Origin of the sequence: Escherichia sp. TW09308 (assembly GCF_000208565.1) — a bacterium.
Lineage (GTDB): Bacteria > Pseudomonadota > Gammaproteobacteria > Enterobacterales > Enterobacteriaceae > Escherichia > Escherichia marmotae.
In genome coordinates, this window is the sequence record NZ_AEME01000001.1 from 4,669,145 (window position 1) to 4,682,030 (window position 12,886).

Annotated in this window: 12 protein-coding genes and 1 pseudogene; 3 read left to right on the forward strand and 10 right to left on the reverse strand. The window is 52.1% G+C overall.

What is annotated here, in order from left to right; translation table 11 throughout:
* Window positions 1-194: 194 nt before the first annotated feature.
* Both nfuA and gntX read right to left on the reverse strand, forming a co-directional pair.
* On the reverse strand, window positions 195-770 hold the full coding sequence (gene nfuA, locus ESM_RS0122770) for a Fe-S biogenesis protein NfuA (RefSeq protein WP_000619389.1): 576 nt from the start codon (window positions 768-770) through the stop codon (window positions 195-197).
* 58 nt (window positions 771-828) lie between these two features.
* A complete protein-coding gene (gene gntX / locus ESM_RS0122775) occupies window positions 829-1,512 on the reverse strand; it encodes a DNA utilization protein GntX (RefSeq protein ID WP_001517237.1) in 684 nt (227 codons plus the stop codon).
* 37 nt (window positions 1,513-1,549) lie between these two features.
* Here gntX and bioH point away from each other — a divergent pair, with 37 nt between their 5' ends.
* Window positions 1,550-2,320, forward strand: coding sequence for a pimeloyl-ACP methyl ester esterase BioH (gene bioH, locus ESM_RS0122780; RefSeq protein ID WP_001060066.1), 771 nt, complete (start codon window positions 1,550-1,552; stop codon window positions 2,318-2,320).
* Between the two features lie 18 nt (window positions 2,321-2,338).
* On the opposite strand, the gene ESM_RS0122785 is transcribed toward bioH, so the two are convergent.
* The 8 genes and pseudogenes from ESM_RS0122785 to greB all read right to left on the reverse strand — a co-directional run bounded on the left by ESM_RS0122785 (window position 2,339) and on the right by greB (window position 10,538).
* The gene (locus ESM_RS0122785) at window positions 2,339-2,704 is read right to left on the reverse strand and encodes a type II toxin-antitoxin system PemK/MazF family toxin (RefSeq protein WP_000237585.1); all 366 of its coding nucleotides are present in this window, start codon (window positions 2,702-2,704) and stop codon (window positions 2,339-2,341) included.
* Window positions 2,698-2,970 (reverse strand): AbrB/MazE/SpoVT family DNA-binding domain-containing protein, encoded by a 273-nt coding sequence (locus ESM_RS0122790; RefSeq protein ID WP_032141466.1) that lies wholly within the window; start codon window positions 2,968-2,970, stop codon window positions 2,698-2,700. The genes ESM_RS0122785 and ESM_RS0122790 overlap by 7 nt, the downstream gene beginning before the upstream one ends.
* Before the next feature lie 19 nt (window positions 2,971-2,989).
* Entirely contained in the window at window positions 2,990-3,916 is a 927-nt protein-coding gene (gene rpnA, locus ESM_RS0122795; RefSeq protein ID WP_000039070.1) for a recombination-promoting nuclease RpnA, read from the reverse strand.
* A gap of 215 nt (window positions 3,917-4,131) precedes the next feature.
* Complete coding sequence (gene feoC / locus ESM_RS0122800) at window positions 4,132-4,368, reverse strand: [Fe-S]-dependent transcriptional repressor FeoC (protein ID WP_000157586.1); 237 nt, start codon at window positions 4,366-4,368, stop codon at window positions 4,132-4,134.
* Window positions 4,369-4,378: 10 nt separating this feature from the next.
* A complete protein-coding gene (feoB, locus tag ESM_RS0122805) occupies window positions 4,379-6,700 on the reverse strand; it encodes a Fe(2+) transporter permease subunit FeoB (RefSeq protein ID WP_000737036.1) in 2,322 nt (773 codons plus the stop codon).
* A 16-nt stretch (window positions 6,701-6,716) separates the two neighbouring features.
* Entirely contained in the window at window positions 6,717-6,944 is a 228-nt protein-coding gene (feoA, locus tag ESM_RS0122810; protein WP_001200455.1) for a ferrous iron transporter A, read from the reverse strand.
* A 698-nt stretch (window positions 6,945-7,642) separates the two neighbouring features.
* Window positions 7,643-9,964: a Tex family protein gene (locus tag ESM_RS0122815; protein ID WP_000980770.1), complete on the reverse strand. Its 2,322-nt coding sequence runs from the start codon at window positions 9,962-9,964 to the stop codon at window positions 7,643-7,645.
* Window positions 9,965-10,060: 96 nt separating this feature from the next.
* Window positions 10,061-10,538: pseudogene (gene greB, locus ESM_RS01000000125705) on the reverse strand (transcription elongation factor GreB).
* Between the two features lie 227 nt (window positions 10,539-10,765).
* On the opposite strand from greB, the gene ompR reads away from it, so the two are divergent.
* Window positions 10,766-11,485 (forward strand): osmolarity response regulator transcription factor OmpR, encoded by a 720-nt coding sequence (ompR, locus tag ESM_RS0122825; protein WP_001157751.1) that lies wholly within the window; start codon window positions 10,766-10,768, stop codon window positions 11,483-11,485.
* Window positions 11,482-12,834, forward strand: a complete 1,353-nt coding sequence (envZ, locus tag ESM_RS0122830; protein ID WP_001253702.1) for a two-component system sensor histidine kinase EnvZ — start codon at window positions 11,482-11,484, stop codon at window positions 12,832-12,834. Before ompR ends, envZ begins: the two co-directional genes overlap by 4 nt.
* Window positions 12,835-12,886 lie beyond the last annotated feature (52 nt).

The window sequence follows — 12,886 nt, forward strand, 5'->3', positions numbered from 1 at the left end:
GGGTAACATTATGCGCTTGAGAATCACCAGAGCGGGGTAAATTTAAATTATGAGAGGTTGGTCATATTATCGTGGGGAAATGAAGGGATTAGATTTACTGAGGTAATGCCGTGCCAACGTCTGGCACATGTTCAACGTAGCCCGATAAGACGCTTTAGCGTCGCATCGGGCAATCTACAAAAGAGGGGGATAACTTAGTAGTAAGAGTGTTCGCCGCGCTGGTGTTCGGTGAGGTCACGTACACCTTTCAGTTCCGGGAATTCGTTCAGCAACTGCTTTTCGATCCCTTCTTTCAGCGTCACGTCGACCATGGAACAACCGTTACAGCCGCCGCCAAATTGCAGAATGGCATAACCGTCTTCGGTGATTTCCATCAGCGAGACACGACCACCGTGACCGGCAAGCTGCGGGTTAATCTGCGATTGCAGCATATACTCCACGCGCTCCATCAGCGGCGCATCGTCAGCCACTTTACGCATTTTGGCGTTCGGGGCTTTCAGCGTTAGCTGAGAACCCAGTTGGTCGGTAACAAAATCAATCTCTGCATCTTCCAGGTAAGGTGCGCTTAGTTCATCAACATACGCGGTCAGCAGGTCAAATTTCAGGGCAGTATCGGTGGCTTCTACGGCGTCTGGCGGACAATAAGATACGCCACATTCAGCGTTAGGCGTGCCAGGGTTAATCACAAATACGCGGATTTGTGTCCCTTCTTCCTGGTTTGCCAGCAGTTTGGCAAAGTGCGCTTGTGCAGCATCGGAAATACGGATCATAGTAATGGCCTAATAGTTGACTATTTTAGTTGGTTATAATACGCCCATCATCGAGGCTCTACAAGGTTCGACAAAGGCACCAGACCTGGACTGTCGCCGCACCATTGCGTAAAAGCAACTGCGCAATCTCTGCGACGGTACTTCCGGTGGTAACGACATCATCCACAATCACCATATGGCGACCTTGCACGGGCAATTCAAGGCGAAAGGCATTTTTCAGGTTGCGCTTGCGCAGCCGGGCACTGAGGAAATGCTGGGTCGCAGTGGCTCTTATACGCGTGACGGCGTCGCTATCCCATTGGCAGTGCAGCCAGCGCGATAAAGGCTGGCACAGCAAATCGCTTTGATTGAATCCCCGACGCCAGTGGCGGCGCTGCCATAACGGAACACTGACGATACGATCTGGTAGTTGTAATCCGGTAGTCCGATGGGCGTGTAAGACTTCTAATAGTAACAGACGTGACAGGCCGCTGGCGATTTCACTACGTCGCAAAAACTTAAGCTGGTGAATGAGCGGGCTTAATGGAGGTGCATAGTTGGCAACAGTGATCAGTCTTTGCCACGGTGGCGGTTTTTTCAGGCAGCGACCGCAGGGAAGATGTGAGTGTGAAGCCGGTAATCCACACTGCGGGCATAACGTTTTATGTGTACGTGCGGCGCGGGAGCAGACAGAACAGATTCCCCAATGACCTAACGCCAGCGGCATTCGGCATAGCCAGCATAATCCCGGTACTGTTAGCATATATTCATCCTTGTGAGTCAAAAGAGAACAATAGCGGATGAATAACATCTGGTGGCAGACCAAAGGTCAGGGGAATGTTCATCTTGTGCTGTTGCACGGATGGGGACTGAATGCCGAAGTGTGGCGTTGCATCGATGAGGAACTCAGCTCGCATTTTACGCTGCATCTTGTTGATCTGCCTGGCTTCGGGCGCAGCCAGGGATATGGCGCGATGTCGCTTTCTGACATGGCGGAATGCGTGCTGCAACGGGCACCGAATAAAGCCATCTGGTTGGGCTGGAGTCTGGGCGGGCTGGTGGCAAGTCAGATTGCGTTAACCCATCCCGAGCGTGTTCAGGCGCTGGTTACCGTAGCTTCGTCACCGTGTTTCAGTGCTCGTGATGAGTGGCCGGGGATAAAACCGGACGTGCTGGCGGGTTTCCAGCAGCAGCTAAGTGAAGATTTTCAGCGTACAGTGGAACGGTTCCTTGCACTACAAACGATGGGCACGGAAACGGCGCGTCAGGATGCGCGAGCGCTGAAGAAAACCGTTCTGGCGTTACCGATGCCGGAGGTTGACGTGCTTAATGGTGGGCTGGAAATTCTGAAAACGGTCGATCTCCGTCAGCCGTTGCAAAGCGTACAAATGCCGTTTTTGCGCTTATATGGCTATCTTGACGGTCTGGTGCCGCGCAAAGTAGTGCCAATGCTGGATGAACTATGGCCTCACAGCAAATCATATATCTTCGCCAAAGCGGCTCATGCGCCGTTTATTTCGCATCCGGATGAGTTTTGTCACCTGCTGGTGGCGTTGAAGCAGAGGGTGTAGGTGGTAAGTAAGGGCAAATTATTGTGGGTCGATTAAATTTACCAGTTTACCGAGTACCTTACTAATCAATGTTTCATCGGCAACGGTATGAAATTTAGCGCCACGGGCAATAAGATCGACAGCTTTTAGCTGGTGACAAAGCACAACGCTATGCAGGTTACCGGTTTGCGTATCATGGGGGAGGACGTTCACCGTCACCCCTGTGGAACGTGTTGCATTTGCCTCTGTTGAAATCGGACAGCACATAGCAACTTTTAAGACATTGTTGAGTTCTTTGTCTGTTACCACAATGCAATAATGTGGACCCCGAAGTTCATGCCCGGCAACCGGAGCAGGGTTAAAATACCAGATCTCACCACGATGTGGCGTCCGTGCCTTTACCATGCTTCATTACCTTTTTTCCCTTCTGCCCATCCTTCTGTCGACTGATTTAGCTCCGTAATTTCGCTTTCATCGATCTGGCTCAACAATTGCGCGACGGTAAGACGCCCACGCGGCTTGTGCTCTGTGGCGCGCAAATTAACGCTATCGCCTTTTTTCTCCACGGTAATCTCTGTGCCCGGTGACCAGCCAGGATCGGTGGCAAGATCTCGTGGGATAGTAACGATCATGGCTCCTCCTTGTTGCCGTAATCTTTCTGCAATAGTCATTAAACTCTCCTTTGTTTTATCAATGGATAATTTCTTTAAGCTCCTCCATCGTCAGGCTGGTAAATAAGATTATGTCTTCGTGGGGGATACCCGCTTTCAGCATCGTTTGGGCAATATCCAGGGCTTCCAGGCGTCGTCCTTGCTGTACACCTTGCTGTACACCTTGTTGTACCCCTTGACGATGTCCCTCCTGCCGCAATCTTTCCGCAATAGTCATTAAACTCTCCTTGTGTTTCGGTGAACGTTTGGCCACATCATCGATAAAATCGTTAAAACGTACCGCATCGCCTGTTTGTAGTATGTAATTAAACAGCCCTTTGATTTGTCTGTCATTAGCGTATCCACTACTTAATAAGCAGGCCATTTGCTCTACCAGTCCCATCAGGTCGCGTTGACGAATATGTTTTTGAATTAACTCCAGCAGCGCCATGCGTCGGTGTTGCATGATTTCATCATCAGGCATGACGGTGACATCAATCAGCGGAAATGCAGAGGCGTAAAGCTGCCTGGCCAGGTTGGGATCGGCGAAACAATCCAGCCAACACAGCGAATAGGGATAGGGGCTTTCAATACCATGGTAAAACAACAACGGCACCACCATCGGCAACGTTTTGTATCCGGCATCCAGGTGATTTTGCATTGCGGCAATGGCGTAACGCATCATGCGAAATGCGATCAGTTTGTTTGAGGTGCTTTGATGTTCAATCAGGCAATAGATGTATCCTGGTCCTTGCTCGGTTTTCACCGACCACAGCACGTCAGAGTAGCTTTCACGCAGATCGTCATCAATAAAACTGCTCGACTCCAGCTTGAGGGTTTTCATATCACAGAGCGCGTGAATGGGAGCCGGTAAATGGAACGCAAGAAAATCGCGCGCCGTGTCCGGTTGGCGTAAAAAGAGTTTGAACAGTGCATCGTGTGGGGTGGAACTCTGCTTTTTGCTCATGGCGTTCCTTCACCTGTTGTTTGAATGCCGCGACTCTACGCGCCACTCCACACCTGTGCATTAGCCAGTTTTCATCCCTGCGAGACTCTTTCAGAGGAATTTACGTCGTGCTGCAAGAGTTGCATTTTTATGGAAAGTGGCACGCAAAAAAGCCCGGTAGCAAACGCATACCGGGCTTTTCAAAACAGGTGGTGGAACAATGTTGTGGAACAATGTTAACGCAACGCCCACCACTCACGCAGACAGGCTTTTCCTTCCGGGCAGCTTTTGCAACTGCCGGAGAGGCAGCCGTCAGGTTCTTCCTGAATTCGCACGGCTTTGCCCATACTTTCCAGTTGTTGCAGCATTGCGTTAATCATCGGTTGTGGAGTGTTCAGCGTCTGGCTGATTTGGGCCGCTTCCATACGGCCCCGTAACGCCAGCAAATCACGCACCTGGATGAGCGAAGCCATTGCCGTATCCTTAGTGGCAATCGCCAGAGGTGCTGGCTGCGCAGCAACTGCTTACCGATTTGCGCGTTGCCAGCAGTTCGATATCAACCCGGCTACGCGCGCGACGCAGCAGGCCAATGACCACGATGTTAAACAGGATCACCGCCAGAATGCACACCAGACTGTAGGTTGGGTGCTGGCTGTAGCTGGCAACCTGATAGAACAAGGTGGCGAGCGAGTAAGCGATATTCAGCCCCCACAGGATGGAGAAGCCCATCCAGCCACGGCTTGATTCACGAGCGATGGCGCCCATTACCGAGATGCACGGTACATACAGCAGGACAAAAATCAGATAGCTGTAAGCTGCTGCCGCGCTACCGAATTTTTGATCCATCACGCCCATCGCCCCGGTGCCCATTTCACCGTCGCCTTTGCTGGCTTCAATTGGGTTCATCAGTACGCTAAGGCTAAAGGTGTCTTTCAGACTCTGCCAGGTTTCATCTACCGCGCTGAACAGCTCTTCACCAAGGTTGAATTCCGCCGGATTGAACTCTTCGTCCTGAATATTTTCTGCGGTGTAGAGGGTGTTGAGCGTACCCACCACCACTTCTTTCGCCATGGCACCCGTGAACAGGCCAACCGTTGCCTGCCAGTTATCTTCATGTACACCAATCGGCTTGAAGACCGGGGTGATCACACGGCTGACAGAAGCCAGCGCTGAGTCGTTGATGTTGTCGACGATTTTCCCGCTTAGCGAGAAGCTGTTGAAGGCACTCAGGAAAATACTGACGATGATAATCACTTTACCGGCGCGCAGAACGAAACCTTTCAGACGCTGCCAGGTCTGGATAATCAGGCTCTTAACGTGTGGTACGTGGTATACCGGCAACTCCATGACAAACGGCGTCGCTTCACCGCGCATGATGGTGTATTTGAGCATCAGGCCAGTCAGCACAGCCATCACGATACCCAGCATATACAGTGAGAACACAGCCAGCGCGCCGTTCTGCCCAAAGAACGCAGCCGCAAATACCGCGAAGATTGCCAGACGTGCGCCGCAGGACATAAATGGAGCCATCATGATGGTCATCAGGCGTTCACGCGGTGCATCAAGGGTTCGCGCGCCCATCACCGACGGCACGTTACAACCGAAGCCAACAATCAATGGCACAAAAGATTTACCCGGTAATCCCAACGCCTGCATCAGACGGTCCATCACAAACGCCGCACGCGCCATATATCCGGAGTCTTCCAGGAAGGAGAGGAACAGGTACATCATGCCAATTTGCGGCACCAGTGGCAGAACGGTGTTAATACCACCACCCAGGCCCTGGGCGAGGAAGATAGTCAGCCAGTCCGGGAAGTGGAGTGTGTAACCAATCCACTGAATACCATGTACAAACAGCGCCACGGAACCGACGTCAAACAGCGGTTGTAGCGCCCCGCCGATATTGATAGCCAGCAGGAACATCAGGTACATCACAAAGAGGAAAATCGGCAGACCAAGGAATCGGTTAAGCACGATTTTATCTACGGCAGTGGTGAAACGGCTGGGTTCTGCCGTCAGGGTGTTGCTCACCACATCACAGATGGCGGCAATACACTGGTAACGCGCATCGGCAATGTGTAGCGCCGGATCGTCCATCTCATTACGCAGACGGGCGAGAGCAGCATCCAGATGCTGCGATGCTTCACCAGCGTAGGCGCGGCTGTAAATATCGCCTTCCAACATTTGCAGACCCAGCCAGCGGCGATGTTTCAGCGGGATGTCGGACGGCATCACTTTCGCCAGTGCGTCGGCTTCATTGATTAGCGGTTGGGCGTAATGCACCAGTTCTACATTCTCGTTGGCTTTGTAGCGGTCAATTGCCAGTTTCAGCGCTTCAATACCACGACCACGAGTGGAGACCAGTGGAACCACCGGGCAGCCAAGACGCGCCGCCAGGGCATCAATTTCAATGCGAATATTTTGCTTCTCGGCAATGTCGAGCATGTTCAGCGCCACGATGCACGGAATACCCAGCTCCAGTAGTTGCAGCGTCAGGTAAAGGTTACGTTCAAGGTTAGACGCATCCACCACGTTAATCAGCAGATCGGCATCGCCGCTTAAAATGTAGTGACAGGCGATTTGCTCATCCAGCGAAGTCTGCGAAGAGATGGTGGTCAGAGAATAAGTGCCGGGCAGATCCACCAGGGTGACCTGATGATCGGTAGTGGTGAACTGACCCTCTTTACGTTCGACGGTAACACCAGCCCAGTTTCCTACACGCTGACGAGCCCCGGTGAGCTGGTTAAATAAAGTTGTCTTGCCAGAATTTGGATTACCAATTAAGCCAATGGTTAATTTTTTCATTGTTATTCTCACCGTATTAACAGGAAACCGCTTCCACTTCTAATAAGGCCAGATCTTTTTTCCGTAATACCAGGCTTACACGACGGGTTTCGATATGAATAGGATCACCGAGTGGAGCGACGCGCACCACATTAAAAGAGGAGCCAGGTAACATGCCAAGAGAAAGCAGCTTCTGACGATATGCCGGGCTAATTTCACGGGAAAAGCCAGTGATTTTCCACGCAGTATCTGGGGTGTATTGCATAGGTGCCTACTTGTTTCTCGCTATACTCGTCATAATTCAAATTGCATGTGCTGCGGCTTCGGTCGCTCACCCCGGTTACTTACTGGAGTAAGTAACCGGGGACTCTCTCACTTGCCGCCTTCCTGCAACTCGAATTATTTAGAGTAAAACTGGTTAACTACCTCATGGGGCGTTTGACAGCGACATGAGACCAGATGATTCGCCAACGAAGGAGAGATTAAATAATCAACAGTACAATGATAATGAGAATGGTTTCTATCAGCAATACTTAAAATGTGTGCGAATGTTGGTTTAGATAATAATTTGCGCCAATGTTGATGTGGCTCAAGGTTATATCTTGGTCAAAATAAAATTCGAGTGACGAATTATTAGGGCGGCTTGATGTTTAATTAAGGTTTCAGTTGTTAATGATGTGATAAATATTAGCGGAATATATTGTGGTTTTGGCTGTGGAATAAAAATACCGGAGCCAGGCAAGTGCACGGACGGTCCCCTCGCCCCATCGGGGAGAGGGCTAGGGAGAGGGGGGAAAGTTGTGCCTGTTTTGACCCGTAAGCGAGTTTGTCAGCAATCTCAAATGCCGGAGATGTTCTCCGGCACTTTTATGTCAGTTAAGGCGTTTATTGCCAGATGCGGCGTGAACGCCTTATCTGGCCTACGAACCCGTGCAAAGCTGAACCGTAGGCCAGTCATAGTGTTTAACGCTTTTTACCCATCGCTGCTGCCAGCGCATCCATCATCGCGCTGTTACCGGCAGGCTGCGTTTCACGGCCACGCGGTTTTGCTGCCGGGCGGTTGTTTTGCGGACGATCGTTACCGCCGCCACGACGGACATTGGTTTCACCAGGCTGTTCGTCCAGACGCATGGTCAGGGCGATACGTTTACGCTGGAGATCCACTTCCAGCACTTTCACCTTCACAATGTCACCCGCTTTCACCACGGTGTGCGGATCTTCCACAAACTTATTCGACAGGGAAGAGATGTGAACCAGACCGTCCTGATGTACGCCGATATCGACAAACGCGCCAAAGTTGGTGACGTTGGTGACTGCACCTTCGAGGATCATACCCGGTTGCAGGTCGTTCATTGTCTCGACGCCATCGGCAAACTGAGCGGTTTTAAATTCCGGACGCGGGTCGCGACCCGGTTTTTCCAGCTCTTTGATAATGTCGGTTACCGTCGGCACACCGAATTTCTCATCGGTAAAGTCAGAGGCTTTCAGGTTACGCAGTTCGCTGCTGTTACCCATCAGATCTTTCAGTGCCTGTTGCGTTGCCGCCAGAATGCGTTCGACCACCGGATAGGCTTCCGGGTGAACGGTAGACGCGTCCAGCGGGTTATCGCCGTGGTTAATACGCAGGAAGCCCGCACACTGCTCGAAGGCTTTAGGCCCTAAACGGCTAACTTTTAACAATTGCTGACGGTTTTTGAATTGCCCATTCTCATCGCGCCAGGCAACGATGTTTTGTGCCATCATGCGCGTCAGACCCGCCACGCGAGTTAACAGCGGAACAGAAGCGGTGTTGAGATCGACGCCAACGGCGTTTACGCAGTCTTCCACCACTGCATCCAGTTTGCGAGCCAGTTGTGTCTGGCTGACGTCATGCTGATACTGACCCACGCCGATGGATTTCGGATCGATTTTCACCAGCTCCGCCAGCGGATCTTGCAAACGACGGGCGATAGATACCGCGCCACGCAGAGAAACATCGAGATCCGGGAACTCCTGTGCTGCCAGTTCGGAAGCAGAGTAAACCGATGCGCCTGCTTCGCTGACGATCACTTTTTGCGCCGTCACTTTCGGGAACTGCTTCTGAACGTCGAGATAGAAACGCTCGGTTTCGCGGGAAGCCGTACCGTTACCAATCGCCACCAGTTCAACGTTATGTTTTTCGCACAGAGCAGCAACGGTCATCGCTGCTTTTGCGGCCTGCCCGGTGTGCGGATAAATGGTGTCGGTTGCCACCAGTTTACCGGTCGCATCGACTACCGCTACTTTTACCCCGGTACGCAGACCCGGATCGAGGCCCATCGTCGCACGCAGCCCGGCAGGAGCCGCCATCAGCAGATCATGCAGGTTACGGGCAAAAACGTTGATTGCTTCATCTTCTGCGCGTTCGCGCACGGTGCCCATCAGTTCGGTTTCCAGATGCATCAGCACCTTGATGCGCCAGGTCCAGCTCACCACGCCCTTGCGCCAGCTATCCGCCGGAGCATTGTTCAGGCGCAGGCCGAGGTGATCCATAATGATTTGTTCGCAATAGCTCTCTTTCGGTGGCTCGTCGAACTGCGGATCGGCATTCAGCGAAAGCTGGAGTACGCCTTCATTACGCCCACGGAACATCGCCAGCGCGCGGTGAGAGGGCACCGTTGACAGCGGTTCGTGATGATCGAAATAGTCGCGAAATTTTGCCCCTTCCTCTTCTTTACCGCTTACTACGGTTGAGACCAGATGTGCGTTCTTCCACAGATAATCACGCACTTTCGCCAACAGGGCGGCATCTTCGGCAAAACGTTCCATCAGTATATAGCGCGCGCCGTCCAGCGCGGCTTTGGTATCCGCTACGCCTTTATCAGCATCAACAAATTGCGCAGCGGCAATTTCCGGCGTTTGCGATGGATCGTTCCACAACAGGTCAGCTAACGGCTCAAGACCTGCTTCAATGGCGATTTGCCCACGGGTGCGGCGTTTAGGTTTGTAGGGCAGATAGAGGTCTTCGAGTTCGGTTTTGCTCAAAGTGGCGTTGATGGCATTCGCCAGCTCATCGGTGAGTTTACCTTGCTCAGAAATGGACTTGAGGATCGCCTGACGTCTCTCTTCCAGCTCGCGCAAATATCCCAGACGCGTTTCCAGATTACGCAACTGCGTGTCATCCAGACCGCCGGTGATTTCCTTACGATAACGTGCGATAAACGGCACGGTATTCCCTTCGTCAAGCAGGCGAACGGCGGCTTCAACCTGTTCCGGGCGCGCCTGAATTTCACCCGCAATAATGCGGCAGAACGAATCATTCATCATGGTTTGAGTTCATCTTTTCGGATCAAAAATCAGGGGATAGTTATACGGACTGGCTGGCAAAAATGCCAGCCATCGGCAGGAGGTTAAGACTCTTCCTTACGGTTTCACGTACTCGATGGCATTAACATACCAGCTCGCTTCCCCGGCAGGGGTATTCACCACCGCCAGATCGCCAACCTCTTTTTTCAGCAATGCGCGGGCCATTGGGGAATCAATAGAGATGTAATCTTTACGGCCAAAAATTTCATCGTAGCCGACGATACGAAAACGGTGGGTAACACCATCGTCGTTTTCAATCTCCACCCACGCGCCAAAGAACACTTTGCCTTCCTGCTGCGGGGAATAATCGACGATTTTGTAGATTTTCCATGCATTTAGTGAGGTAGCGCACGCGGCGGTCGATTTCACGCAGGCGCTTTTTATTATACTGATAGTCAGCATTTTCGCTGCGGTCGCCCAGACTTGCAGCCCAGGTCACCTTTTTTGTGACCTCGGGGCGTTCTTCACGCCAGAGATAATTGAGCTCTTGTTTGAGTTTTTCATACCCTTCCCGGGTAATCAGGGGCGTTTTCATCTCGTTGATTCCCTTTGTCTGTTTGATAATGCGCACATTGGGTATAACGTGATCATATCAACAGAATCAATAATGTTCCGCCGAATAAATTGTATACTTAAACTGCTGTTTAATATGCTTTGTAACAATTTAGGCTGAAATTTATACCAGATTTAGCTGGTGACGAACGTAAGCTTTTTTAAGAATACATGCTTACAAATTGTTGCGAACCTTTGGGAGTATAAACAATGCAAGAGAACTACAAGATTCTGGTGGTCGATGACGACATGCGCCTGCGCGCGCTGCTGGAGCGTTATCTCACCGAACAAGGCTTCCAGGTTCGAAGCGTCGCTAATGCAGAACAGATGGATCGCCTGCTCACCCGTGAATCTTTCCATCTTATGGTACTGGATTTGATGTTACCTGGTGAAGATGGCTTGTCGATTTGCCGACGTCTTCGTAGCCAGAGTAACCCGATGCCGATCATTATGGTGACGGCGAAAGGGGAAGAAGTTGACCGTATCGTTGGCCTGGAGATTGGCGCTGACGATTACATTCCGAAACCGTTTAACCCACGTGAACTGCTGGCTCGTATTCGTGCGGTACTGCGTCGTCAGGCGAACGAGTTGCCGGGCGCGCCGTCGCAGGAAGAAGCGGTAATTGCTTTCGGTAAGTTCAAACTTAACCTCGGTACGCGCGAAATGTTCCGTGAAGATGAGCCGATGCCGCTCACCAGCGGTGAATTTGCGGTACTGAAGGCGCTGGTCAGTCATCCGCGTGAGCCGCTCTCCCGCGATAAATTGATGAACCTTGCCCGTGGACGTGAATATTCCGCAATGGAACGCTCCATCGACGTGCAGATCTCGCGTCTGCGCCGCATGGTGGAAGAAGATCCGGCGCACCCACGTTACATTCAGACCGTCTGGGGTCTGGGCTACGTCTTCGTGCCGGACGGTTCTAAAGCATGAGGCGATTGCGCTTCTCGCCACGAAGTTCATTTGCCCGCACGTTATTGCTCATCGTCACCTTGCTGTTCGTCAGCCTGGTGACGACTTACCTGGTGGTACTGAACTTCGCGATTTTGCCGAGCCTTCAGCAGTTTAATAAAGTCCTCGCATACGAAGTACGTATGTTGATGACCGACAAACTGCAACTGGAGGACGGCACGCAGTTGGTTGTGCCTCCCGCTTTTCGTCGGGAGATCTACCGTGAGCTGGGGATCTCTCTCTATTCCAACGAAGCTGCCGAAGAGGCAGGGCTGCGTTGGGCGCAACACTATGAATTCTTAAGCCATCAGATGGCGCAGCAACTGGGCGGTCCGACGGAAGTTCGCGTCGAGGTCAACAAAAGCTCGCCTGTCGTCTGGCTGAAAACCTGGCTGTCGCCCAATATCTGGGTGCGTGTGCCGCTGACCGAAATTCATCAGGGTGATTTCTCCCCGCTGTTCCGCTATACGCTGGCGATAATGCTGTTGGCGATAGGCGGCGCGTGGCTGTTTATTCGTATTCAGAACCGACCGTTAGTCGATCTCGAACATGCGGCTTTGCAGGTGGGTAAGGGGATTATTCCTCCGCCGCTGCGTGAATATGGTGCTTCGGAGGTGCGTTCGGTTACCCGTGCCTTCAACCATATGGCGGCTGGCGTCAAGCAACTGGCGGATGACCGCACGTTGTTGATGGCAGGGGTGAGTCATGACCTGCGCACGCCGCTGACGCGTATTCGCCTGGCAACGGAGATGATGAGTGAGCAGGATGGCTACCTGGCGGAATCGATCAACAAGGATATCGAAGAGTGCAATGCCATCATTGAGCAATTTATCGACTATCTACGCACCGGGCAGGAGATGCCGATGGAGTTGGCCGATCTTAATGCCGTGCTTGGTGAGGTGATTGCTGCGGAAAGTGGCTATGAGCGGGAAATTGAAACCGCGCTTGAGCCGGGCAGCATTGAAGTAAAAATGCATCCGCTCTCCATCAAACGCGCAGTGGCAAATATGGTGGTGAACGCCGCCCGTTACGGCAATGGCTGGATTAAAGTCAGTAGCGGTACGGAGCCGAATCGCGCCTGGTTCCAGGTGGAAGATGATGGTCCTGGTATTGAACCAGAGCAGCGTAAGCACTTATTCCAGCCGTTTGTCCGCGGCGACAGCGCGCGCACCATTAGCGGAACGGGGTTAGGGCTGGCAATTGTGCAGCGTATCATCGATAACCATAACGGGATGCTGGAGCTCGGCACCAGCGAGCGAGGCGGGCTTTCCATTCGCGCCTGGTTGCCTGTACCGGTCACGCGAGCGCAGGGCACGACAAAAGAAGGGTAAAAAAATGGGAGGCGATGAGCCTCCCGTTTTTTTCGCTTCTAATACATTATGC